The 25,037-nt window shown below is 52.5% G+C and carries 18 protein-coding genes; 7 read left to right on the top strand and 11 right to left on the bottom strand.

Features of this window, described 5'->3' with window-relative positions; all coding sequences use genetic code 11:
* Positions 1–35: 35 nt before the first annotated feature.
* Positions 36–410: a hypothetical protein gene (locus tag AABA21_RS26785; RefSeq protein ID WP_338254936.1), complete on the bottom strand. Its 375-nt coding sequence runs from the start codon at positions 408–410 to the stop codon at positions 36–38.
* A gap of 207 nt (positions 411–617) precedes the next feature.
* Positions 618–2,294 (bottom strand): glycosyltransferase family 39 protein, encoded by a 1,677-nt coding sequence (locus AABA21_RS26780; protein WP_338254934.1) that lies wholly within the window; start codon positions 2,292–2,294, stop codon positions 618–620.
* A gap of 484 nt (positions 2,295–2,778) precedes the next feature.
* Here AABA21_RS26780 and AABA21_RS26775 point away from each other — a divergent pair, with 484 nt between their 5' ends.
* On the top strand, positions 2,779–4,491 hold the full coding sequence (locus AABA21_RS26775; RefSeq protein ID WP_479430359.1) for an MptA/MptB family glycosyltransferase: 1,713 nt from the start codon (positions 2,779–2,781) through the stop codon (positions 4,489–4,491).
* Positions 4,492–4,555: 64 nt separating this feature from the next.
* On the opposite strand, the gene AABA21_RS26770 is transcribed toward AABA21_RS26775, so the two are convergent.
* Together AABA21_RS26770 and AABA21_RS26765 are read right to left on the bottom strand one after the other, a co-directional pair.
* Positions 4,556–6,082, bottom strand: coding sequence for a DnaJ-like cysteine-rich domain-containing protein (locus AABA21_RS26770; RefSeq protein WP_338254930.1), 1,527 nt, complete (start codon positions 6,080–6,082; stop codon positions 4,556–4,558).
* 482 nt (positions 6,083–6,564) lie between these two features.
* Positions 6,565–7,752 (bottom strand): M24 family metallopeptidase, encoded by a 1,188-nt coding sequence (locus tag AABA21_RS26765; RefSeq protein ID WP_338254928.1) that lies wholly within the window; start codon positions 7,750–7,752, stop codon positions 6,565–6,567.
* 308 nt (positions 7,753–8,060) lie between these two features.
* On the opposite strand from AABA21_RS26765, the gene AABA21_RS26760 reads away from it, so the two are divergent.
* The gene (locus tag AABA21_RS26760; protein WP_338254927.1) at positions 8,061–9,506 is read left to right on the top strand and encodes an LCP family protein; all 1,446 of its coding nucleotides are present in this window, start codon (positions 8,061–8,063) and stop codon (positions 9,504–9,506) included.
* A 132-nt stretch (positions 9,507–9,638) separates the two neighbouring features.
* A complete protein-coding gene (gene pgeF, locus AABA21_RS26755; RefSeq protein WP_338254924.1) occupies positions 9,639–10,538 on the top strand; it encodes a peptidoglycan editing factor PgeF in 900 nt (299 codons plus the stop codon).
* A 218-nt stretch (positions 10,539–10,756) separates the two neighbouring features.
* On the opposite strand, the gene AABA21_RS26750 is transcribed toward pgeF, so the two are convergent.
* From AABA21_RS26750 to AABA21_RS26730, 5 genes are all read right to left on the bottom strand, one after another.
* Positions 10,757–12,349: an acyl-CoA carboxylase subunit beta gene (locus tag AABA21_RS26750; protein ID WP_338254922.1), complete on the bottom strand. Its 1,593-nt coding sequence runs from the start codon at positions 12,347–12,349 to the stop codon at positions 10,757–10,759.
* A 216-nt stretch (positions 12,350–12,565) separates the two neighbouring features.
* Complete coding sequence (locus tag AABA21_RS26745) at positions 12,566–13,018, bottom strand: hypothetical protein (protein ID WP_126551303.1); 453 nt, start codon at positions 13,016–13,018, stop codon at positions 12,566–12,568.
* A 15-nt stretch (positions 13,019–13,033) separates the two neighbouring features.
* Positions 13,034–13,273 carry a hypothetical protein gene (locus AABA21_RS26740; RefSeq protein WP_338258478.1) on the bottom strand — a complete coding sequence of 80 codons (240 nt, stop codon included), beginning with the start codon at positions 13,271–13,273 and terminating at the stop codon, positions 13,034–13,036.
* Between the two features lie 201 nt (positions 13,274–13,474).
* Positions 13,475–15,097 carry an ATP-binding protein gene (locus tag AABA21_RS26735; RefSeq protein WP_338254920.1) on the bottom strand — a complete coding sequence of 541 codons (1,623 nt, stop codon included), beginning with the start codon at positions 15,095–15,097 and terminating at the stop codon, positions 13,475–13,477.
* Between the two features lie 365 nt (positions 15,098–15,462).
* A complete protein-coding gene (locus AABA21_RS26730; RefSeq protein WP_338254919.1) occupies positions 15,463–16,881 on the bottom strand; it encodes a TolB-like translocation protein in 1,419 nt (472 codons plus the stop codon).
* Positions 16,882–17,616: 735 nt separating this feature from the next.
* On the opposite strand from AABA21_RS26730, the gene AABA21_RS26725 reads away from it, so the two are divergent.
* Together AABA21_RS26725 and AABA21_RS26720 are read left to right on the top strand one after the other, a co-directional pair.
* Positions 17,617–18,825, top strand: coding sequence for an IS110 family RNA-guided transposase (locus tag AABA21_RS26725; RefSeq protein WP_338254917.1), 1,209 nt, complete (start codon positions 17,617–17,619; stop codon positions 18,823–18,825).
* Positions 18,826–19,150: 325 nt separating this feature from the next.
* Entirely contained in the window at positions 19,151–19,858 is a 708-nt protein-coding gene (locus tag AABA21_RS26720; protein WP_338254916.1) for a DinB family protein, read from the top strand.
* 57 nt (positions 19,859–19,915) lie between these two features.
* On the opposite strand, the gene AABA21_RS26715 is transcribed toward AABA21_RS26720, so the two are convergent.
* Positions 19,916–21,571, bottom strand: coding sequence for a sensor histidine kinase (locus AABA21_RS26715; protein WP_338254914.1), 1,656 nt, complete (start codon positions 21,569–21,571; stop codon positions 19,916–19,918).
* 10 nt (positions 21,572–21,581) lie between these two features.
* Complete coding sequence (locus AABA21_RS26710) at positions 21,582–22,313, bottom strand: response regulator transcription factor (protein WP_338254913.1); 732 nt, start codon at positions 22,311–22,313, stop codon at positions 21,582–21,584.
* A gap of 268 nt (positions 22,314–22,581) precedes the next feature.
* Between AABA21_RS26710 and AABA21_RS26705 the strand changes: the two genes are divergently transcribed.
* Both AABA21_RS26705 and AABA21_RS26700 read left to right on the top strand, forming a co-directional pair.
* Positions 22,582–23,274 (top strand): hypothetical protein, encoded by a 693-nt coding sequence (locus tag AABA21_RS26705; protein WP_338254912.1) that lies wholly within the window; start codon positions 22,582–22,584, stop codon positions 23,272–23,274.
* Between the two features lie 200 nt (positions 23,275–23,474).
* Positions 23,475–24,866: a hemolysin family protein gene (locus tag AABA21_RS26700; protein ID WP_338254911.1), complete on the top strand. Its 1,392-nt coding sequence runs from the start codon at positions 23,475–23,477 to the stop codon at positions 24,864–24,866.
* Positions 24,867–25,037 lie beyond the last annotated feature (171 nt).

Below are 25,037 nucleotides of genomic sequence, written 5' to 3'. Positions count from 1 at the left end.
TCAGCCAACTCAAAACTATTCTAAAGCGATCTTTATTAATTCATGTTGAGCGACTTTGTGCCCCTACGGATGCGCTTCTGCTGGCGCACCTGTTGGGCAGACATGCGATCTTTTTGGGCCTCTAGCTTGATCAGAGGGAACGGGCGATGGAATTGGCGATCAAAGGTTTCCGCCTTCTCATCAGTGAGCTCGGCACGCCGCTCGTAAGCGCGAGCAAGAATATCCCGCTTCACGTCATCCGGAGCATCGACAAGCAACAAATGGGCGAGAGCAAAATCAGGCTTTCCCTGGTCGGCATAGGCATCGGCGCATGATAGCCCATCAACACCCTGCTCCAATTGCTGCCTGGCTCGTTCAATAAAAACGGTATTAAGTATATTGCGATACAATTCATCAAATGAACTGGACATTCTCGGCTCCATATGCGCTGGCTTAACCTGGGACCATTTACGGATACAAACATAAGTAATCTAAAAGAAAACACAATCTTAATAGTATCATACATTCACATAGAAAGCCGAAAACAAGTACTTCAGCGTATACCTTTAAGTCCTATCTGGCTCAGGAAGACCAATACTACCAGCAAACAATGATGATGCTTCCAGCGAAGCTGCACGTTATTGCCCGAGAGAACTATACAAGCGCACCGTTACCGTATGCGTCACTATCTGCCCAACCAGGTGATAGTGCTGGTCTAGCCAGTGCTGGGTATTCTTCACATGCATCGCATCAGCCTGATTAGCGATACGGCCAGTAATCAGAAAGAAGCGTGGATGCTGCCGGGCAAACGCAGATAAAGCGGCTGGCTGCAAAGCCAGGGCAGGATCGTTTTGTGGCTCTCCATTACTAAACTTTTCCCATGAAAAGAGGCCGGGCGAGTCACTGGAAAAGTGCGTCCCATTGGGATAGGCATGCAGATAATATTCGACCGCGACCTGGCAGCCCTGCGTGATGGTATTATCGTAACAGACCAGACCATCATTAGCCTGTGAACGAGCCTGCAGCCAATGGACCGCAGTATTCCAATCTTCGACCTGGGCATTTTGATAATAGTGTGGCACCACCAGGAACGCGACACCGATCAGCACGCAGCTCACGATGGCCTGCGCGACACGCCGACGCCAGACGGCCACGCCAAGAGCCGCCAGCAGACAGAACGGTGGCACGACCACTACCAGGTAACGAGTAGAGAAGAGGCGCAATGAGCCTTGCGAAATAACGTAGCTAACCACTATCGGCAAGACAAACCAGCATAGCATTATCCAGGCGAACCATCCGAAACGCTGTACCTGCTCTGATTCCGTTACAACCCAATGCCGATAGTGTGCATTGCGAGCCATTATACATCCGGCCCCTACCAGGCTCAGGCCAAGAAAAATACACAGGCCTAATACCACCAGGTAACGCGGATTGCTGCCGCTGATAATAGTAAAGAGCGATAGGAGCTCGGTCAGGTGAGGCACAAATAGCCAGCCGGTTTTAGAGCCATGTAAGCTAACCAGAAACATTGGTATGCTCAATAAACCAATCAGTACCAGGCTACCAATCCATAGCACCGCCTGCTGGCGAATGGAAGCGCGCCAGTTAGCCGATACACAAAACAAAGCCACCAGCGCGATACACTGAGCAAACAACACAAAGGCGCTGAATAAATGGCTATAGATGGCCAGTACAACTGTAACAACGTACAGAACCCACCAGCGCTTCTGCCGCGTTTCCTGGTGGATAGCGTTCAACAGCGCCAACCAGGAGAGACACAGCAACAACAATTGTAATGCGTAAGCACGCGTCTGCTGCGCGTACACCAGTTGGAGATAGTTCGAAGCGAAAAGAACAGCTCCCACGGTGCTGGCAATAATGCCTAGATATCTACGCGCAAAAAGAAAGATTACACCGGTACTCAATGCGGCACAAACAGCCGAGGGCAAGCGCACCAACCATTCAACGGGAGCCAATCCCAACCAGCCAGTAACCCTCAGCCAGCCATGAAGCAGTAGATAATACAGCTCCATATTAGGTTCTATCCCAAATATCGTATGCCAGAGCAGCGGCAGAGGTTGTCGCGCCAGCTCAACAGAAAAGGCTTCATCAAACCAGATACCTGGTCGTCCAAGATAGAGAATATTCAGGGCAAAGCTGAATAGTACCACAAGGACACACCATAGCCAGAGAAGAGGTTTTGTTCGTCTTCCTCTCTTCTGTATAGCCAGGCTGGCAGCGGCTTCTTCACCGCTATCAGGCTGGTCCTCTAGCGTCTCTTCTTTCTTTTGGATGCCACCACTATCACGCGCCATGTTCAATAATCCTTATAAGCCGAAAAGAAATAATATTTTGTCTATCAAGCATTGTATACACATTATATAAATGCATATGTAGCCAAAATACTGTAATTAAAAGGATGCGAACTTCTCAGATAGAGAATAAGCTCGATACATAAAAACGAACTACGCTCTGTACAGTCACCATCCAGCCGTACCGATAAGGTATATATACCAGCTTATGATATTTAACAAATAAAGCTGGCATAAAGCGGGGAGGTGCAAGAGGGCCTGGTGGGCCCTCCTGCCGGGGTGTGGGGGTGTCCCCCACCAATCCCCCTTCCCCTCTCCCCGCCTGCGGCGGGGACCGGTATACCTATACTAATTTATGGTGATTTCATTGACTTTTTACGTACATATATTTATCCTTATTGCGTGATTCAAGTTGAAAGGACAGCATTTTATTGGTCGTTTTTCCTCCTATAATTTCCTACAGATGAATATTTGAAAAGTTGTGCTAATGACTACATCCATTGATATAAATAAAGCTACCCAGGACGCACCGCCTGATAAAGCAACGCTACAGCAGTGGTTGCCTGTATGGTTGTGCATGGCCGGTTTCCTTCTTTGTTTTCTTTTTTGTATTACACCTCTCGCTCGGGCAGGGAAATTGTTAACCAAAGGTATGGCCCTCCCGGTCCACTTTCAACCCCTGCACGTACCATTTTTAACCATCTGGGGAAAATGGCTACCAGTTGATCTCTCTCTAGGGAACAATCAGGTGGACTCCCTCTATCGCACAGCTGATCTAGAGCTCTTGCTATGCCTGGCGTTAGCCGTACTGCTTTACATCGCATTATGCTGGTTATTATGGCGACGTGTACAAGAAACACAAATGAAAGTATTACGAGGTCTGATATGGTTGGGAGCCATACTCATAGGGTTGATGCTCGTCCTGACGCCTGGTATGGCCTCAAAAGATCTCTTTGTCTATGCCGATTATGGTAACGCGTTAGGTGTTCACGGCGCAAATCCATATTTTATCTCGCCACACCAGGCAGCTCCGCACGATATATTAACCAATATCGATGTAGGATGGAGAAATTCCACTTCAGCGTATGGGCCTGTATGGAATTTGATTATCGCATGCCTGGCGCTGGTCTTTCGCGACCATCCCCTGCCATATTTTTATGCCTACCGCCTGCTAGGGCTCGCCTGTCACCTTGTTGTCGCGTGGGCGCTGGGAGCGCTATTGCGCGCGGCTGGCCGTTCAGAGCGCACCATAACGCTTGGTATCTTCCTCTTTGCCTGGAATCCTCTGGCACTGTTCGAAGACGCGTTGGGAGCACACAACGACATCTTTATGGGTATGCTGCTAGCGTTAGGCTTCGCCGGGTGCATCTATGCCGATAAAAAAGATCTCACACGCCTGAAAAACTACTGGTTTCCCCTGATCTTTTTTACACTGGCCACCATGATTAAATTTACCTCGCTCCCGGTCGTGATCTTTTTCATTATGCTACTCGCTACCAAAACCCTCAACGCCCCGAACGTTCCCTTAAAACAGATGCAATGGATGCAAGCAGTGAAAAATGTGGCCCTGGCAAGCATGATCTTTGTTGCGATCTCGCTGCTCTTTTATGCACCATTCTGGATCGGCCATAGTCTGAAGGATATTGCGCATAGCTTTGCGGCCCCGCCCTCTTCTATCGGATCTGAGAACTCTTTAATGCGTGTAGCAGTCGGGTGGTTAAAAGATACGCAGGGCAAGGTATCGCCCGACTCACTCATCAGGCACGTGGCTACGATCCTCCAATCGAGGAATCTCTGGAACAAAATAGATGCGCTGACGATGGTGCTCTGTGTCCTGATTAGTGCATGGTTGCTCTGGCGTCAACCGACGCTTAGAACCTTTGTATCTGTCAGTCTGGCTACCCTGGGTTGCATTATTCTAGTTACGCCATGGTTTTATGCCTGGTATATCATCTGGTTGATCGCCCTTGCCCCGGCTATACTGGCATTCTCGCCACTTACACGTGCGAATAAAGCTTTACTGGCATTCTGTATTACATTCTCATTGACGGGTTTCGCGACATACATAGACTTTTACTTCTTACCTGTCAAATATTTTGAGCTGGGCATACGCTATCTCTTGATGATGCTACCACCAATTTTACTCACCATACTGGTTTACCTGGGAACAAAATCACAAAGCAAGCAAATAGAAGAGTAGCCTGTAAGGGAAAAAATATATGGGCAGGACGACCGGCCGGTCGTCCTGCCCATATATTTTTTCTCTAATATGTGGAAGGCGGACGAGGCTCGGTCTCCTCATCATCTTCCTCCTGGACGCTATAAGGGGGGACCTCAATCGGCACGCGATAGCCACCACTGTAACTATGGGCCATAGGGTCAGATGGCTGGTTATTCTCCTGTATCTGCCCCGGCATACGTAGATCGGTGGTAATCGCCTTCACCAGGCGCTCAACGCGATCCCAGCGGGCCGGGAAGCGGTCGGAATAGAATTTCTCGTTGCCTTCGATATCGTAGATATATAACACATATTCTTGATCAACGAAGCGATACCGCACCGTGGTATAGGGGATGCGAATCAGCTCAACTACCTGCAGGGTGGGACGCGGGAACGCCTGCGGGTCCAGACCGGGCTTATCCACAACCTTACGCTCGGATTCCACCATCTCCACAGTAGTGCGCCAGACATCGAAGGGAACCATGTCGGGCACGGCGTCCAGCTGCAGGTTTTCGTTGATCTCAGCGCTATAAATCAAGTCGCCCTGGGCCTTTTCTAGCTGCTGCGCAGGAATAACGCTATCACCGATGAAGCGCGTCTGGGAGCGCAGATCAAAGCGGCGCACAACCTCACGGTGCCGCACAACCTTGCCAGTGCCACTACAATTCGAGCACAGCGACATCTTAGCTCCCTGGCAGGTGGTGCAGACCCGTTTGCCGTTGCCACAGCTACAGTTAACCTCACCGTTGATGCAGTCAGGACAGGGAACGGTCGGACCCTTGCTGGCGGGGTCAGTGTCCACGGGATTAGGAATGGGCACGCCCTGCTGGCGAATATTATCAAACAGGTCAGAGAATTTGTTGCCCACCGAACTGGTCACACTATCCGCCTGCTTTTTGAAGAAGGATTTTTTCTCGCCCGGCGTCCAGTCGGAGATGTAGCCACGGCCACGGCAGGTGGTACAGCGCTTCTTGGTGCGCCCCTTACACTCCGGGCAGACGATCCAGCCGCGTCCATTACAACCTGAGCAGAGAACGTGTCCGGTGCTATTGCAGGAGGTGCAGGAGACAACCTCATCCATCCCTTCCAGGCGCGTACGCGTGGCGGGAGCCTTTAAGCCCGTGACCTCGGCAAGCTCATAATCCCAGACCGGCAGGAGTGGACGTGGACGACTAACTGAACGACCGGTGTATGGTTCGCTTATAATCTCCAGTGAGCGCGTCTCCCAGCGCGTCTCCAGGGATGCCTGCCAGATCTCGCTAACGCCGGTGGAGATGATATCCATGTAGGTACCAAGCTCGCGAGCCACGCGCCAGTTTTCGTTGCTCCATTCATTGACCAGCTGGCGCAGACGCTGCTCTTCCACGCTGGACACCGGGCGGGGAGCGGAGGGAGGGGTTTGCACTTGCTGCCAGTAGTCACCGGCTTTATCTATGACACGCTTCAGGCGCACCTGAGCCTCGTTAGCCCCCTGCGCCACCATACGCCTGATCTCTTTCAACTGCCTATCTATATCATCCTGGCTCGGACCACCCGTATTATTGTTTGGATTCTGATCCCATTGATCACCCATTTGAAACTTGCCTCCCTTGTACTCAAGAGAATATCTTTACAATGAAGAGGATGTCCTGCTCCATGCCAGGACCATCATCAATGATTATTTCAATATTATGTACGTTAGACAAATATATGAGGTTGTAAGAGGATGTCTTACTCATGAACTTGAGCGCCCCCGCACGGGCGTCCGCATACGCGGCCGCACTCGTTTTTGTGTTGGTGTAGCAGGGGCGCCTAGGCGCCCCTGCTACACCAACACAAAACAGATGTCTGGTGTGATCAGGTTGGGCCACCATACGCAGATGCGTCCCGCTGCACCAACACAAAACAGATGTCTGGTGTGATCAGGTTGGGCCACCGTACTCGGATGCGTCCCACTGCACCAACACAAAAACAGATATCTGGTGTGATCAGGTTGGGCCACCATACGCGGACGCGCACGGGGCTCAACCTGATCACACTAGACAGACTATGCGCGCGGTGACGCTATCTGATGTTCTAGAGGAGTGCCACGATTTCTTTTTGGATGGGGACGCCTGTGACTTCGGCATCATGCTCGAGAATGAGCAGATCGACTTCGCTGCGAATGCCGAATTCGGGAAGATAGATGCCAGGCTCGATCGAGTTGCAGGTATTGGGGAGCAGGGTACGCTCGTCCCGACTCTCGAAGTTATCGACGTTGGCCCCATTACCATGCAGGACAGGACCGATGCTGTGGCCGGTGCGATGTACAAAGTAGTCACCGTAGCCGGCTTTGGTGATTACCTGGCGGCAGACATCATCAACATCCCCACCTTTAACGTAGCCGCCTGCTGCCATGCGCTCGCGTACAAAAGCAATCGCGCTATCGCGGGCGTTGCGCACCACCTCAAATACCTCACGCTGGCGCGCCGGGATCTCCTCGCGTGTGCCAGCGAAGGTTACCCAGGTATAATCGCCAAAGACCGCGTCCGGACGCGGCAATTTAGCCCAGAAATCGAACAGCACCAGGTCGCCGCGCCGGATGGGGCTATGCTGCGACGAGGTCGGCTCGTAGTGGGGGTTGCCGCTATGCTCGTTGACCGCCACGATCGGCATCTCGTCTTCGGGCAGTTCGAGTCCGGCCTGCTGAATTAAAGCGACAAAGCGCTGCTGCACCTCGAACTCATTGAGCTCGCGTCCCGCGCTCAGATCCGACCCCAGCTGCGCGAAGAGCGTATCCTTGGCGGCTATCAACAACTGTCCCGCTTGCCGATGTGTGTACATCTGCTCCTCGGTAAGCTGGGCGATAAAGTGCTGGGCAAGGTTGGCGGAGGTCACAACCTCGGCTCCAAAAGAGCGCACCAGTTCGATCGTACCCGCATCTACCCGCGAAACATATGGAATAGCATTGAAGGGGGAATATTCCATCGCCACCCGCGCCTGAGCCGGTAGCATCTCCCGTAAGTGTGCATGCATCTCCTGCCAGGTCCTGAAAAGGACACGCTCGCCGGGCAGAGTAGCCAGAATATGAGGCTCGACCGCGCTTATCAACGCGACTGGCGTTCCCTGGGCAGGAACAAAATAGAACCAGCGCCGTGTATACATCGCATCCACCGGCAGTTGTAGGACCTGATATGCGATCGGATTTGACTTGCGAAAATCATAAAAAAGCCAGCCATCCAACTTTTCGTCCCGCAAGACGCGTTGGATCTTTTCAATATCCATCAGACAACCTCCCAACAGGTATGTTTCAATTTATCCGCCCTTCACTATACCATTTATACCAAAGGTACCATATAATAATCTATAAGGATTAGTGAGACGATTCTTAATAGTAGTGCATTTATATTAACACAAGGTATACATTATCATTCGGTTACTTACACCTATACTTTATATACACAATTGTAGCACATCGGTCGTCCTAATACATGTAATATCCAACACGATTTTATAATGCCAGTATAGCAGATTCGTTCACGCTTTACCCTCTGACCAGCATAAATTATATTATGAAAAGAGATAGTTAAAGGATGACGACACCCTCTTCTGAAGAGCACAGTTATACTGAAACTGAACCCGCCATTCCCGAAACTCCACCGCCGGATACCGCCTCTGCAGAAGCTCCAGAGGAGAAGAATGTCGTTGATCAATCAACGCCATCCAACGCGGAAACGGCCGGGGAAAACGATGTGACCAGCCAGCCCAACCGGCGCATCACAGTGGACCTCAAAGGCAGCCATATCGCCAGCCAGCCCAACCGGCGCATCACGGTGGACCTCAAAGGGGCCCACCTCGCCAACCAGGCAGATGATCTTAATGAGGCTACACCAGAACCGGGCCCATCCGCAACGGCGGTGCAAGCGATACAGAAAAAGGTGCTGCCCCGATTGGCCAAGGTGCTCCTGATCGCGCTGGCTATCTTACTGGTTCTGGGGGGCGGCAGCGCTAGCGCGGCTTATTACTACTACAAAACGACGATCCAAAAGCCATTGAATCAGATCATTCGTCCGGTGACGCGTTCCAAACAGGAGACAACGCCACTACCAACCTCAACGACAACGAACGGGTCCAGCGATCTGGTGATGGGCAAGAGCTGGAATATTTTGCTGCTGGGCAGTGATAACGATCAAAAATATATTTTCCCCAATGTCTTAACACAGGTCATGATGGTCGTCCATATCGATACCGTTAAAAACACGGTGACCATGGTCTCAATCCCACGCGACTCCTGGGTCTCGGTACCGGATGGCATGGGCATGCACAAAATCGACCAGGCATTTTCGCTGGGCGTTCAGGAGAGCGGCAAATTTGAGGACGGCGTGCGCCTGGCGCGCCAGACGGTCGAGCAGGACTACGGCATTCACATCGATCGTTACGCCTGGGTGGGGCTGGATGGCTTTGCGAAAATCATTGATACATTGCACGGTATCGATATTAACGTTGACCACCCGGTCGTCGATGATGCCTATCCCAACGATGTTGGCGCCAGCAGTGATCCCAACGATCATAATGCATACAAGCGCCTCTATCTATCGCCTGGACCGCAACATCTGAACGGGCAAGAAGCCCTGGAGTATGTACGCTCACGTCACTCAGACCTGGTCGGAGATCTCGGGCGTACCCAGCGCCAGCAAGAGGTATTGGAGGCGCTGAAATTGAAGTTTAATGTCTCGACCCTGCTGCAAAACTTCTCGTCACTGCTCAACGACCTCTCCGGCAGCGTCTATACCGACTTCAATGAAAATGAAATGCTGGCCTTCGCCAACTATGGTCGTACGCTGCTCAATAAACCCATCGACCATCTAACACTGGGAACCGGCCAGGGCTCACAGAACTACGGCGACCTGGCCACGATCTATGATCCTTCACTCGAAGCGAACCAGGATGTGGTCATCCCTCACTGTGACGCGATCCAGCCAGCCATCAATCGCATCTTTGGCCTGGGAAGCGCGCAGAGCTGTCGCGTCAATGGCTAATCCAGAAAAAGGGCACAAAAGGCTGTGATACAATAGACACAGCCTTGCTGGCCGGGAAAGCGATCATGATGCCGTTTCACCTTACCCGGCTGCGCACAGATACTGGAAGGCGAACAGGAAAAAGGAGCAGCTTTGATCGAACGACAGTATGAGGACGTCCGCTATTTGCAGTTTAGCCACTACAGTCCCTTTTCTGAGTTGACCCATGGAGTATTTACCCGCGTCGGCGGCTTTAGCGAAGCACCATACAGCAGTTTGAATACATCGGCCCCACCACGTGGGGGTGGAGATACATTCCCTAACGTTATTCGCAACCGTCAGCTGGCCCTACAGGCCCTGCAGCTTTCAGGCACGCCCAGCGCCACCCTCTGGCAGGTCCACGGGGCGGACGTGCTGACACTGGATCTATCTAAAGAATGGCGCACCGATTGGGCTGATATGTCGTACTATGAGCGCGCCTGGACGCCCACTACCATTCGCCAGGGTGATGCCATGATCTCCCAAGAACGGGAGGTCGCGATGGCCCTCTCATTCGCGGACTGCGTGCCCATCACTTTTTATGATCCGGTCCAGCATGCCATGGGTATTGCGCATGGTGGCTGGCGCGGCACCGCCCGTGGCATTGTGATCGCCACCGTAGAAGCCATGCAGGAGACCTTTGGCTCGCGGCCCGAAGATATCTATGCCGGGATCGCCCCCGCCATCGGCCCCTGTTGCTATGAGGTCTCACAGGAAGTGCGGCAGCTCTTTATGGGAGAGCAAGAGTTTTCGAGCATGCCCACCAATCCAGCCTACCGCGAACGCATCCAGCGCTCAGCCACCTTCTCAACGGTCCAGTTGCCAGATAACGAGACCAGCTTGCGCCTGGACCTGCAGGAGGCGAATCGGCAACAGCTGCTCATGGCCGGCCTGACCTCTGAACACATAGAGGTCATGCGCATCTGTACCGGCTGTCACACCGATCAATTCTTCTCCCACCGCAAAGAGAACGGCAAAACCGGCCGCTTCGTTGTCCTCATGGCCCTGCCGTAGGTGCCGGGCTTGCCCCGGCTTACCGCAGGGCGAGATACATCCCAAAAAAAGATGCCAGCAACGCGGTCACGAACATTGCTGGCATCAATGATGGGCATTATGGGTACGAGTGGTCCCTATTACATCTTACATGAGAAACAAAATATAAATTATCAATATCTCATCAGATGCAACAAAAAAGAGCTTCTCACTCTATTGTGTGAGAAACTCTCTCTTATCTATAAAGGAATGTTCCCATGCTTTTTGGGAGGATTGGTATCGCGTTTATTTCTCAACATCTCTAAGGCGTTGATCAATTTGACGCGGGTATAGCGCGGCTCAATAACCTCGTCAACGTAACCACGGCTGGCGGCGATATAGGGGTTGGCAAACCTGGCGTTATACTCCGCGATCAGCTCCTTACGGCGCTGCTCGGGATCAGAGGCATGCTCGATCTCATCCTTAAACAGGATATTGACCGCGCCCTCGGCCCCCATAACGGCGATCTCAGCAGTCGGCCAGGCGTAGTTGATATCACCGCGAATATGCTTGCTGCTCATCACGTCATAAGCGCCGCCATATGCTTTGCGCGTAATAACGGTGACCTTGGGGACCGTGGCCTCGCAGTACGCGTAGAGCAGTTTAGCGCCATGGCGAATAATGCCATTGTGCTCCTGTCCCACGCCCGGCAAGAAGCCCGGAACGTCTTCCAGTGTGATGATAGGGATATTAAAGCAGTCGCAGAAGCGCACAAAGCGGGCGGCCTTATCGGAAGCGTTGATATCCAGCACCCCGGCCAGTACACGCGGCTGCTGGGCCACAATCCCGATGGAGCGTCCATTCAGGCGCGCGAAGCCGACGATGATGTTCTGGGCGAAGTGTTCCTGTACCTCAAAGAAATCGCCATCATCGACGATATGATGGATCACCTCTTTGATGTCATATGGCTTACCCGGATTGTCAGGAACAATCTCATTGAGCTCATCGATGATGCGGCTGGCCTCATCATTTGGTGTTATCAGCGGAGGATCGTCGACATTATTGGAGGGCAGGTAGCTCAGCAGGCGGCGAATCATCGCCAGGCATTCAGGCTCGCCCGGAGAGGCAAAGTGGGCCACGCCACTCGTGCTATTGTGTACCATGGCGCCACCCAGGTCCTCAAATGAGACATCTTCATGGGTCACAGCCTTTAACACATTGGGACCCGTTACAAACATATAACTGGTCTCTTCAACCATAAAAATAAAATCGGTAATGGCCGGCGAATAAACGGCGCCGCCGGCGCAGGGTCCCATGATGGCGGAAATCTGCGGCACCACGCCCGAAGCGAGGGTATTGCGCAAAAAGATGTCGGCGTACGCGCCCAGGCTTACCACGCCTTCTTGAATACGCGCGCCACCCGAGTCATTTAAACCAATCACCGGCGCCCCATTGCGCGTGGCCAGGTCCATCACTTTACAGATCTTTTCAGCGTGCGCCTCTGAGAGGGAGCCGCCAAAGACCGTAAAATCCTGGGAAAACACATAGACGAGACGTCCATCAATCTTGCCGTAGCCTGTCACCACACCATCGCCAGGAATCCTCTGCTCGTCGAGACCAAAATCACTGGCCCGATGGGTTACAAACATATCTAACTCATTAAAGCTACCAGGATCCAATAAGAGATCCACGCGCTCACGAGCGGTCAGTTTGCCTTTCTTATGCTGGGCGGCAATGCGCTTCTCACCACCGCCACGCATTGCCTCTTGCTGTAAGGTGCGCAGTTCAGCGATCTTCTCCTGCGTGCTTTTTAGTTCTGACGTCTCCTGTGAACTTCGTTCTCCCGTAGTCATCTTCAACTCATCTCCATTGATCGATCATAGAATAGATACAGCATAATCACGCCGCAACAGAAAGCAACGTGTCACTATTAGAACGAGGGGAGCGAATATAGGGAACACAAACAAGAAAGGCCGCCCGAGATCCGCGAAATACACGCAGCCTCGAAGCGGCCCAACCAATTGTTACGCTAGCCCGAAAGCCAGGGTCCTACGTAAGAAAAGTGATCCCTATAAATGCTGGCAACGCAGAGAAATGATGCCGGGAGCGAAATGATTCGCCTTCTGCAAATACTCCTGCTCATTTGCCTCGATCATCAACTTATGCATGACCACAACGTCACCATCAGGTAATGGTTCCGCCGGCTGTAAGCATAATTCCATTACTGCGCAGCCACGTTCGTATACCTTTACTAATCCCCCTCCACCAGGAATACGATACACCCGGTTATCGATTGTAGGGCTTGGCACTTCAAGGTAACCAAACTTGATCAATTGCTGATATTGATTCTCGGAGAGCATCTCGCGCATGAGTGCTTTGGCCCGACTCTCGGCTGAGAGATGTTCGCTCACAGACTCGCGCAACCGGCCCACGCTGCCATCCGGTGACTGTGAAAGGTAATAAATCGCGAGTAGGAGAAACAACAACCAGATCCCGAGGAATAAACTCAGCGTCTCCAACATAGCGAATTACACTCCTCACCCACCCACAACACGAGGTACGAGGACAATTTGTTCGGCAGTACGATCAAACTTGTCGATACGTTCTACAGTTTTACCTGGCTCTACTCTGAAGGCGGTGGCACCTTTCTTGCGCTCTTCCGTAAAAATGCGCTCTGCCTCTTTAATAGCCGCAACAGCTTCTGAATCCTGGGCTTCGACTTTTTGTGCATCCCATATAATGCGATCATCGCCGCGGCGGGACATGACCCGTAGCATACCCACAGTCTTGTCTCCTTCTTTTGTACAAAAGCCTACATCTTACCTCGCCTCATTCCTGGCTTCTCAGCAGCAAGGAACATATTGGAATAATTTGAGCATAGCACGCATTCACAAGCGCGTCAAGGGTAAAGCATTAAGCAGGCATAAATATGATTGAGTAAAGGTTCAGGTTAAGAGTACGAGATCAGACGTGTTTGCTTAATTTGACAGGCATGGTAAGAGACAGGTAAAGGTGCTTCCTTGACCCGGTGCGCTGGAGACGGTGACCGTTCCTTCGTGCAATTCGATGATCATTTTGACGATCGCCAGGCCCAGTCCCTGTCCACCGGCACGACCAACGCGCTCATTGGGCGCCTGGAAGAAGCGTTCGAAGATACGCTGCTGGAACACCGGGTCGATCCCACAACCGGTATCGCGCACCTGGAGCTGTATCATCTGCTGTGGTTCGTCATCATCATCCAGTGAAGCGGACAGGCTATAGTCGTGTTTCACCAGCGAGGCCGAGATCGTGACCTCGCCGCCAGCGGGGGTAAAGTGCAGGGCATTATTGATCAGGTTGCGCAACACTTGCTGCAGGCGGACCGCATCGGCATACAGACGAGGAAGGCGATCGGCGATATCCAGCCGCATGGTAATTTCGTTGTCGGCGGCCGTCAGTTCTAATTCCTCAACCGCATTATCGATGACAGCGGGTAAAAAAATCAACTCGCGATTGAGGCGCATCTGACCAGCATCGGCCCGCGAGATCAACAGGAGGTCCTCCAGCAATGCATATAGATTCTCGCTACCGGCGCGGGCACGGCGAGCGAAATCATGCTGCTCCTCTGTTAGCTCACCTCCTACCCCGGTCAACAGAAGCTCCAGATAGCCATTAATGGCGTTGAGGGGAGAACGCAGCTCGTGGGTAATCATCGAGAGGAATTTGGCTTTGCTACGCGTAGCATCGCGTACGGCCGTCATATCACGCGCGATAACCAGGCAGACCGGCGCGTCCTTTAAGGCCACCGGCGTTACGCTCAGTCCCAGGACGCGTGGAGCCCCCTGGACAGTAACATCGACTTCGGCATACTCTACCGACTGCTCATGCCGTAAGGCGTGCTCGATCATGCATCCTTTCAGGCAGCAGGCGGGCTTCACATCACCGTTACAACCAAAAATATCGGTACAGGAGCGAGCCTCTATCTCAGCAGGCTGCAAAGCGAACATACGGCCGAAGGCTGGATTGGCTTCAATGAAGTGCCGCTGCTCACCTACCAGGGCGATCCCATCAGAGCTGGTCTGTAATATGGTGCGCAGGTAGCGCTGATCCTCTGAAATCCAGTGCTGGATAGAGCTGGCCTGCTGAACACTCATAAGCGAGAGAGCCGCCTGGTCGGCAAAGGCGCGCCCGATACGTACAGCCTGGTCATCGAATGCCCGTGGCTCATATCCCGTTACTACCAAACCACCGATACAGATATCGGCGTTAAGCAGGGGAAGTAAGAGCAGAGAGCGACCATGGAAGCCAGGGATCTCCCGAGCGAGCTCATCCTGCTCAGCAACATCCTCGACAATCGCGGGCTGCTGACTCTGTAGCACCTGGTCCAGCTTGCTACCAGCATAAGTAAAAGGATGCTGAATGATTTCGCCGTTTGTGTACGTAAGCAAGAATCTACCAGAAGGATGTAAGAGCGCGATAATACAATCTGTGCCCGGAAAGAGCATGCTCACGTTGAGAGCAACTTTATGGAGTGCGGATATAACATCTGGAGCATCAACATCAAAGGAAGGGGTATTGTGCAAAAATTCGTGGTTATGTAGTGATGTTACAGGTAAGGTCATCAGCGCTCTCTTCTACTTCTTTGTCACCTATAAAGCACGAAATACAGATGTTTACTGAGCCGCGCAAGAAGCGAAAAAGGGGTGCATATGCCCTTCCTGTCCTCCTCCCTACTAGCGTTCCTACACATATATCTTGCTCAATCGGCAGAACAGGTAACTCATCTGGTACTGTAAGTCAAAGTATACCACGTTAACGGGGGGTTTGGTAAATTCCCCCGCTAATATGAGTTGTGTTTTATGGCAGGTGGGCGCTGGCGCGCCCACCTGCCATATTTTTATTTAGAGATGTGTGGGGCCGTGCTGGCGCACAGCCCCACACATCTCCATGGATTACCCTGGGGTACGAGCTTACCTAAGGAGGCCAATTATGCGGCGGTCCAGCCAACGATGAGATCGGGATGCACGGTTGAGACGGTGGTTGGAGCACCTCCATTTAAAGCGCCAATCACAAGTGTATTGGTGATGTTAGTGCTGTTGTTACTTCCCAGGATGGCGTAGTGTTTGCCGTCACGAGAGGTATTTGTCCATGGCAGGTAGCTGTTCAGGTCGAGTAAATTGCCATAGCTGGTGTAGTAGTATTCGGTTGCGTTCGCGCTGGCGAGCAGCTTCAGTCCTGTTCCATTGACGTTGATACTGTAGAGTCTCGAGACATGGGTGGGAATAGTGTTGACGATGAAGAGAATCGTTTGTGCTCGTGATGCACGAGCGAAGACCTGGCTACCGGTTGGCGCGGTAAAGAGGGACTGTAATGAGCCGCCGCTAATAGGCTCTACATTGACCCCTGGTACCGTTGGATCGCCGCCAAACGCTGGATAGGCACTGCAGATCAGTTTCCTATGATCAGGGGTGATGTCATAATTCTGGCAGCCATCCTGCTTCAAGGGCGCGGTGATCGATTTCACATTGGTGCTCTGTTGAGTAACAGGCTTTTTGACGTCAAGTAGTTGATAGAGTTGGTGCGGCAGCGATCCACTACCCGGGATGACGGGCATGCCCAACATGTAGACGCTGCTATCGCTCGCCCATTTGAGCGGGATATATGCTGTTATAGGAGGCAGTCCGGGTTGCGGCATCGACAGGTTCGCGTAACGCATTCTTCCCTGTGGCAACTGATAGCTCACTGGGGCTGAAGGTTTAACAGATGCTTGCTGCGACGGAGCCATACCAGGATAGCCCGGCTGCAACGATGAGAGTATGGTTTGGACCTTTCCTGTCTTCATATCCAGGAGATTAAGCGCATCCTCCGGTGTGCTCTGGCCCATTCTTTCATTAAAGACCAGGTAACGCTGGTTGGGCGATAGCAGCGCGCCGCTCAGGGAATCGCCAGTCGGCGAGCAGTACAGGGTCTGCGCATACGACCCATCTACACGAACGAGTTGGATGGCATAATGCAGCCCTTGCTGCATCGTCCTGACGATAGTCACCCAGTGGCCATCTGGTGAGACGTGCGCCTCAACGTTGTGGACATCATTGGGAAACGTCAATAGATCCTGCTTGTTTCCTGTCAGTGGATCATAACTGCTCAAGGTCTCGGTGGCGTTTTTGTGTTGCAGGTAAACCACGCTCTGATGCTGTGGATGGGTGAGTGCTGGCATCACCGCCATGCGTCCCTGGCCCTGGGCGGGGCAGCTTTGCGAAGTGTTTACAGACGACATCTGAGCGGTTGCAGAAAGCAGGGTAGCCCTCGTCTCGCCCGTGGTCTGCAAACCGCAGGCAGCCATCAACACAGCAATGAGCCCGAGGAAGCCACAGAAAAGAAGGGAGCGTACAGATTTATAGTGCATAAATTCCTCCGCTTTTTCGATATTTCTATCTGGTCTTTCAACCTACGCGATTTACTCAAGATCTCAAAAGTCTTTGTATTATTAGCAGAACATAGAAAATGGATACAACTGATCGTTGATCAGCACGAGCGCTCCCTTCAATTATGGGCTGAATCATCCCCTATGCCCACATCATCTCCACATCATCTTCTCATCATCTGTATGCTATCTGGCCGTTTTGTGGGCAAAAGAAGACAAGAAACGTCTGAATCATGCTTGACGCAAAAAAACTGATCTGTTATATTGAGCAAAGAAAATAATTGTCTTATAAGCGGAAGGAGGTGCAGCTATGTACAAAGAAATAATCTTAACGAGGCTCTGCACTTCCCAGGTTGGAGGCAAAATCGACTGACGTTTACGGCGTTAACATGTGAGCTGGTTGCCATTGCCGCGCTTCTTTTCCCATGGCGGGAAACGCTCCACTCCTCTCCTCGCAGTGCATTCCTCCATTTATTCCCTTATATGTTACTATTTTGACAAGCCCTCTCAACCAAGGGCTGGAGCAGGAATCAACCTGCTCAATAGACCTGCCGGGGAAAGGCTCTTGTTCCCACACGGCTTGACCGATATTGAAAGATCGCGCTTCCCCTGGCAGTTTTCCTGGGCCAATTGATGATTGGAGGGACGCTGCTTCGAGCACCCGGTATATAAGGACCCGACACTCCCAGGATTTCCTTGCGAAAGGAGATGATGCTGATGTGGTACGTTGGATTGGATTGGGCAGACACCCACCATGACGTTGTGGTCTTGGATGACACTGGTAAGCGTCTCGCAGGACAGCGATTTGCTCACAGCCACGAAGGCTTGAACGACTTGAAGCACTTTTTGTTGGGTATTACCACGAACCCAGAACAGCTGGCATGTATCATCGAAACCAATCATGGATTGCTCATCACCTTCCTGCTGGAAGCCGGCATCCCGGTCTATCCCGTCAATCCGAAGATGGCCAATCAATTGCGCAAGACAGCGGGAGCCAAGACCGACGCGATTGATGCCCATCTGCTGGCGAAGATGGGACGTTTTGAGCTGGATGAATTGCGCCGATTGGAACCAGATGCCCCCATTATGCAGGAATTGAAAACGTTGACGCGTGATCAAGATAGCTTGATCCAAACGCAAACGCGGCTGGTCAATCAGTTGACAGCATGCCTCAAAGAGTACTATCCAGCAGCGTTGCATCTGTTTTGCAAGCTGCAGCAACGTTCGGCCCTCCTGTTTCTGCAGACCTATCCGACTCCAGAAGCTGCCCGGCAGGCCTCCCTCGAGGCGATCACCACCACCTTGCGTAACGGGAAACATACCAATCCCAGCAGCACCGCTGCGACCATCCTGCAGGAAGTACATCGTCCTCAGCTGCGCGCCAATGCGATCACGGTCCGTGCCAAGTCGCGCCTGATGCTCTCGTTGTGCAAACAACTCCTGGTGGTCATCGAAGACATCGCGGCCTACAACAAGGAAATCAGCACCCTTTTTTTGACCCATGACGACCAGCGGATCTGGGCGTCTCTGCCTCGTGCCGGTCAACGTTTGGCTCCTCGTCTGCTTGCCGAATGGGGAGATGATCGCACCCGCTATGCAGATGCGAACTCGGTGCAAGCCCTGGCAGGAACCGCCCCGGTTCCCTTTCAAAGCGGCAATTACGCCAAAGCCCACAAACGCTTTGCGTGTGTGAAGCCGTTGCGCAATCATCTGCATCAGTTTGCCTGGCAATCGACGATGAAAGAAGCGTGGGCCTTGGCCTATTATCAACGCAAACGGGCTGAGGGCAAGACGCATAGTATGGCGGTGCGGGCACTGGCCAATGTCTGGGTTCGCATCATCTACAAGATGTGGTTCCAGCACACCTGCTATGAGACTGCCATCTTTGAAGCAGCCCAGCACCAGCATGCTCCTCGAGCAGCCTAGCTGCTTCTGAGCATCGTGGAGGTTTCGAGACCACACAAAAAAGCAGCTTCTTTTTATGTTTTCAATTGGGCATGTTCCTCCCTGACCACGCAAGCGAGACGCTGTCAAGGAAAGCGCAGCGGCTTGACAGCGGTGAGCAGCGTGGTACACTTGCTCATGCCTCATTGAAGACATTTCAATCCCTCCCTTTTTATGCTCGTTTTGCTTTTTCTATCGCGGTCATACGTGGACTTGACATAGAGGGTCTTTCAATCTGTCATTTGCAGGGCGCTTTGAGCCCTGTGATTTCCAGCACCATACAGAAAAGAAGCGAGGATACATTCCTATGACTCAGCATGCTTTCAAGCCGCTATTGCTCGATCTTTTAAGCCAGGCCCAGGACAGACAGAATGCGTTTTTTCAACAGTTACCATCCGCTGAATTAGAGATCATTGGCGAACCGGATTACTGGTCTGCTAAAGATCATGTTGCCCATCTGACATTCTGGCGCCGGCGTCTCGTGGCCAGGGTGCAGGCTATTCTGCATGGGGAAACGCCACCCCCATCTGGAGATTTTGAGCGGATCAATACCATTGTCTTTACAGAGAATCGCTATCGTACGTGGCCGGATATCCTGGCTGAATCTGACCAGGTCTATGCCGAACTGATTACGCTCACCGAGCGATTGACAGAGGAGGATCTGACGGCCTTCAATCGCTTCGATTGGATAGGCCAGGGGCTCCCGCTCTACCTGCTGTATATGGGTAGCTGTTATGAACATACCCAGATTCACCTGGGTTATTATCTGACAGAACGCCACAACGCTCAGCGCGCGCGAGAGATTCACGAGGAGTGGACCGGCAGCGTCATTAACAGAGAGGAGGCGCCCGATGCCTTGAAAGGCAATCTCCTCTATAATCTGGCCTGCTTTTACGCCACGCATAGTTATATGGAGGAGGCAAGGGCAACGTTGCAACAGGGTGTCGCGCTCGATCCTCAGAACGAGGAGTTCGCGCGTACCGATCCGGATCTGGCGGGACTCTATTCCAGATAGGGCATTGTCGCGGGGAAGCGCCCGGCCTTGACCGGGTGCTTCCCCGGTGGAGAGAGATCAGGCTCGGCTCTGGCTCAAATGATTGGTGACGATGGTTGGCTGATCCTCAATGGGCGTCATCGGTATGGTAAAGGAGACGCGCGCTCCGGCACCGGGGATGTTCTCTGCCCAGACGTTGCCGCCGTGGACCGAGACGATGGCCTGCACGATGGCCAGGCCGAGTCCACTCCCTCCTGTCGTCGATTGCCTGGCGTTGTCGGCCCTGTAGAAACGATCAAAGACGCGTGGCAGCGCCTCCTCGGGAATACCACTACCGCTGTCGGTAACGGCGATAATGGCCATGTTGCCGTGCTGGGTAGCGCTGATGGTAATCGTGCCGCCAGCTGGCGTGTAGTGCAGCGAGTTGTTGCAGAGATTGTTAAAGATGCGCGCAAGCATATCCGGGTCGGCCTGGATAGTGGGAAAGCTATAGGAAACGGCATTGATAGGCTCAACCTGGTGCCGCTCAAACTCGGTGACCATCACAGCCAGGGTCTCATCTACCAGTGCGGCCAGGCGTACGTTCTTCTTCTTCGGCTCCAGGGCGCCCGCCTCCACTTTAGCCATCACATGCAGATCCTGCACCAGGCGGCGCAGGCGCAGGGTTTCGCGCACGATGATGCGCCCGGTCGCCTCGTAGTCCTCGTGGCTCTGGTTAATGCCATCAACAAGGGCCTCGCCCAGACCCGCGATGGCTGTCAGCGGGGTGGCCAGGTCATGGGTAATATTCATGATCAGTTCTCGCCGCCAGGCTTCCTGGCGATGCAATTCATCCACGTCTTTTTTAAGCTGAATCGCCATGTCATTAAACGTATGCGCCAGTTCACCCAGTTCACCAGGAGCATCTACACTGACCTGGGCATCATAATCACCCGAGGCGATCACTCTGGATGCCGTGGTCAGCTTCGCCAGTGGACGAGTAATCGTGCGCGAATAAAACATGGCCAGCAGCGCCACCAGGAGCGCGACAACAGGAATAGCGCTCAATACAGCGATTCCAACAGTGGAGACAAAACCAGGCACCGCATTGGAAAATGGCGCCACGATAACGGCACCCACCACCTGGCTGGCCCGTGTAGTATGGTTGCTTACTATGATCGGTTCCACAAAAAACGGCAGCGAATTATCCACCGGCGTTTGCCGCCCGAAGAAGCCTCCCTGGCCGTGGCCTTTTAAGGCGCTGGTCACCGCAGTTCTCAGCGTGGATTGATCGGCGCTCAAATGGGAAGTATCGGATACATTGAGCACCGATTGAATGACCATAAAAGCATTTCCACGAGAAATAGCTGTTGGATAGATAAGTTTTCCCTGGGTATTTAAGAACAGGTAGAGATGTTCTGGATCAGATTCACTTTGCCTGGATGAGACATTGGAGACTTCCTTAATCGAAGTTATCAGAAATAAGGAGGGATTGTTGGCGACTTTTTTCAGGCGATTGGCAAAACTGGTATCTGAATTATCCTCAACTAAAGATTGATTGCGCTCATATACGATGCTGACACTCTGCGCTCGCTCATGCGCCAGCGCGCCCAACCTCGACTGCTGATCAACATTATAATAGTAGCCGATGACCAGCATAGCGGTCAGAGCCAGCAGGCCAGCTGAGAGCAGGGCGGCAATTATCGAGAGCAAAGCCAGGCGCCAGCGAATATTGTTCCACCAACGTATACGCATAATTATCCCTTTATGATTTTGCAGATGAACGCGCTTTCGCCTCAAAACGATAACCTACACGCCAGACGGTCTTGATATAACGATGTTGTGGGTCGAACTCGATTTTTTTGCGCAGCGAACTGATATGCACATCTATGGTATGTCCATCACCCAGGTAGTCATAGCCCCAGACCTTATTCATCAACACTTCACGCGTGAAAACCCGGTCAGGTGAGCTGGCCAGCAAAGCCAGCAGATCAAATTCGGTTGGGGTCAAAGCGACTTCACGATCCTGCACCTCGACGCGTCGCGCCAGCAGATCAATGTCCAGATCGGGAAAATGCAATGTGGACTCATCATCAGCTCTGGCAGCTAGCGGGGCTTTGGGCGCCGGTGCTTCCGCTGGCTCCTGGCTACCGCTGACGCGGCGTAAAATAGCGCGCACCCGGCTCACCAGTTCGCGTGGGCTGAAAGGCTTGACCAGGTAATCGTCCGCGCCAAGCTCCAGGCCAGCGATGCGATCATCCTCATCACCACGAGCGGTCAACATCAAGATGGGGGTCTTTGACCACGACCGGATGCGGCGGCAGACCTCGAAACCATCGATGGCAGGCAACATGATATCCAGAATAATCAGATCAGGATGCTCACGCGCATGCAGGGCCAGGCCATCAGCGCCATCCCTGGCCACCAACATGTCATAACCCGCGTCTTTCAAATACAAATTAATCAGGTGAATGATCCCCTCTTCATCCTCAATCACCAGAATTTTTGGGCCATCAACTGCACTCCTCGCAAACTATGGATCATGTAAATTCATAGTAGCATATTGCCAGGCGAAAAGCATGAACTTTCGCAGGGAACCAAAAATCTTGACTAATTCTTGAATATTGGGAGAGATCTTCTGTACCTTTAGATAGTAAGATATGAATGTCCTGATAGGGCGGGGCGAACATGAAAGGTTCATGTTTACCATTAATGCAAAAACATATAAATATAGCAAAGCTTTATATAAAGGAGCTTACCTACCAATGAAAGAGTTTCTTCAGCGCAAAAAGATTCTGTTTGCCGGCGTGGCCGGAGCTATTCTGATGTTAGCGGTACTGGCTGGCGCGCTCTTCATCAGTCCAATGTTTGCCTCGGCCGCCTCTAATCCGGCGGCCCCTACTCCTGTGGCAAAGCAAAAGGGGAATGGCTATTGCACCCTGTTTAATCAGAATCTGGCCAAACGTTTGAACATCTCGACCAGCGCCTTGCAGCAGGATCGCAAAAGCGCCGCCAGCGATACGATTGATCAGCTGGTCAAAGAGGGTAAGATGAAGCAGGCTCAGGCCGATAAGCTAAAACAGCGCATCGCCAAGAACAATGGCAATGCCTGCATGAAGCTTCCTGTGACGCAAAAGGCTCGCCTGGCCGCCTTGCTGAAAAAATACGGTCAGGATGCCGACCAGCAGCTGGCACAGGGCCTGCATCTGACCACAAGTCAGCTCACCACGCAGTTGAAGAGCGGCAAAAAGCTGGCCGATATCGCCAGGGCTCAGAATGTTTCCAGCGCCAACCTGCAGACTCTGGCTAACAATATCGTTAGCTCCGAGTTGAAGAAAGCTGTCAGCGCTAAAGGTCTGACCCAGAAGCGTGCTGATGCTATCACGACCGCTCTCAAAAAACATCCCCAGATCGAGGAACAGTTGCTGACCGCGCTGGCAAAAAAAGCCCAGGCGTAATATAGCAATAACAACAAAAAAAAGACATTCCCTGCGCGCAGGGAATGTCTTTTTTTGCTTCTGCCTGCCTTCATCTGAGCTTGTCCTGTATCAACAGATTGTGTAGGATATATCATATATAGCCTGCTCTCTGGTACAGTTATAATAGGAGTTGAGCACAATTTTCATGGTAACTATTTGAAGGAAAGGGAGCTTACTCCGTGGATGTTAGCTCGATCTTTGGCCTGATCGCGGTTTTCGCGCTGGTAGCAGCCAATGGCTTCTTTGTAGCGGGAGAATTCGCGCTGGTCAAAATCCGCACTACCAGAATCAACCAGCTGGTAGCCGAGGGGCATGTGGCGGCCCGGGTGGTTCAAAAAGAGATTCAGCACCTCGATACGTTTATCGCGGCGACTCAGCTGGGCATCACACTGGCCAGCCTGGCGCTGGGCTGGATCGGTGAGCCGTCGCTGGCCCATCTGGTAGAGCCAGTATTTCTCTGGGTTGGTGGCGGTGCCGCCGAGGCGGTCTCCCATACGGTCGCGATCGCGATCAGCTTTATCCTTATCACCATCATCCATATCGTACTGGGTGAACTGGTCCCCAAATCTATCGCGCTCCAGCGCAGTGAGGGCACTGCCTTCTTTGTCGCCCGTCCGCTCTATCTCTTTGCCCATGTGTTCCGGCCGTTTATCCTGCTGATGAATGGCATTGGCGGCTTCTTTATACGCCTGCTGGGGCTGGAGGCCACGAGCGAGCACGCGGCGGTCCATTCCGTAGAGGAACTGGAGATGCTGGTGGCCCAGAGCCGCGAGGCTGGCCTGTTGCAGCAGCAAGAAGAGATATTGCTGCGCCACGTATTTGATTTCAGCGATAAGACCGCGCAGCAGGTTATGATTCCACGCAGTGAGGTGATGGCGGTTCCGGTTACTATTTCACGTGAAGCCCTGGTTCAAACTTTCTGGCGTGAAAACTATACCCGCATCCCGGTCTATGAAGATACACTTGATAATATCATCGGACTCGCCCACATCAAAGATATCTTTCAAACCAACTCCAATCAGGCCGGCCAGCCATTCAATCTGCGCGGCATATTGCGTCCGGTGCTCTATGTCACGGAAACGTCCTCGCTGGATATGATCCTGGCCCAGATGCGTAGCCGGCGTATCCACATGGCCATCGTCATCGACGAATACGGATCGACCGCCGGCATTATCACGCTGGAAGATGTGATTGAAGAACTGGTAGGCGAGGTGCAAGATGAGTTCGATACCAGCGACCGGGGAGTCCGACACGAGATCGAAACGCTGCCGGATGGCACCATTTCGGTGGATGGCTTGATCGCTCTCGCCAGCTTCGCCGACCAATTCGGCGGCAGCGAAAAAGAGCTTGAGGAGATCCATGCCAACACGCTGGCCGGCTATATTTTCGAGAAGCTGGATCGCCTACCAGTGCTCGGCGACACCGTCCCATTTGGAGACTATACCCTGCGTGTAGAAGAGATGGATGGGCGCCGCATCGCGCGCGTCAGAGTAACCCGAAGCAGGTCCGAGCCCGCCGAATCACACCTCACACTGGTCAAACAACAAGATCCACCCGAAAATCAGGGGTAAAAAGAGAAGGTGTAGATGTAGCTGCAAACTATCACATGCTGCGGAACCGCTTGCACCCACATCTACACGTTAAATAATATAAGACAGAATTACTATGCATTTGCCGTCTTTCCTCCTGTATGTTAGGATAGAAAAAGAGCATGCATATGCATATGGGAATGGATAAGTTGA

It is taken from the genome of Dictyobacter halimunensis (genome assembly GCF_036245075.1).
The sequence above is the reverse complement of the archived record's forward strand: the minus strand, read 5'-3'. Positions and strand labels throughout refer to the sequence as shown.

Excerpts from the sequence above, each read along its gene's own strand:
- AABA21_RS26735 (WP_338254920.1), bottom strand. The coding sequence starts at position 15,097 with ATGACCTTACCTGTAACATCACTACATAACCACGAATTTTTGCACAAT.
- AABA21_RS26740 (WP_338258478.1), bottom strand. The coding sequence starts at position 13,273 with ATGCTACGGGTCATGTCCCGCCGCGGCGATGATCGCATTATATGGGAT.
- AABA21_RS26775 (WP_479430359.1), top strand. The coding sequence starts at position 2,779 with ATGACTACATCCATTGATATAAATAAAGCTACCCAGGACGCACCGCCT.
- AABA21_RS26765 (WP_338254928.1), bottom strand. The coding sequence starts at position 7,752 with ATGGATATTGAAAAGATCCAACGCGTCTTGCGGGACGAAAAGTTGGAT.
- AABA21_RS26725 (WP_338254917.1), top strand. The coding sequence starts at position 17,617 with ATGTGGTACGTTGGATTGGATTGGGCAGACACCCACCATGACGTTGTG.
- AABA21_RS26705 (WP_338254912.1), top strand. The coding sequence starts at position 22,582 with ATGAAAGAGTTTCTTCAGCGCAAAAAGATTCTGTTTGCCGGCGTGGCC.
- AABA21_RS26785 (WP_338254936.1), bottom strand. The coding sequence starts at position 410 with ATGTCCAGTTCATTTGATGAATTGTATCGCAATATACTTAATACCGTT.
- AABA21_RS26760 (WP_338254927.1), top strand. The coding sequence starts at position 8,061 with ATGACGACACCCTCTTCTGAAGAGCACAGTTATACTGAAACTGAACCC.
- AABA21_RS26730 (WP_338254919.1), bottom strand. The coding sequence starts at position 16,881 with ATGCACTATAAATCTGTACGCTCCCTTCTTTTCTGTGGCTTCCTCGGG.
- AABA21_RS26720 (WP_338254916.1), top strand. The coding sequence starts at position 19,151 with ATGACTCAGCATGCTTTCAAGCCGCTATTGCTCGATCTTTTAAGCCAG.
- AABA21_RS26715 (WP_338254914.1), bottom strand. The coding sequence starts at position 21,571 with ATGCGTATACGTTGGTGGAACAATATTCGCTGGCGCCTGGCTTTGCTC.
- AABA21_RS26750 (WP_338254922.1), bottom strand. The coding sequence starts at position 12,349 with ATGACTACGGGAGAACGAAGTTCACAGGAGACGTCAGAACTAAAAAGC.
- AABA21_RS26770 (WP_338254930.1), bottom strand. The coding sequence starts at position 6,082 with ATGGGTGATCAATGGGATCAGAATCCAAACAATAATACGGGTGGTCCG.
- AABA21_RS26780 (WP_338254934.1), bottom strand. The coding sequence starts at position 2,294 with ATGGCGCGTGATAGTGGTGGCATCCAAAAGAAAGAAGAGACGCTAGAG.
- AABA21_RS26745 (WP_126551303.1), bottom strand. The coding sequence starts at position 13,018 with ATGTTGGAGACGCTGAGTTTATTCCTCGGGATCTGGTTGTTGTTTCTC.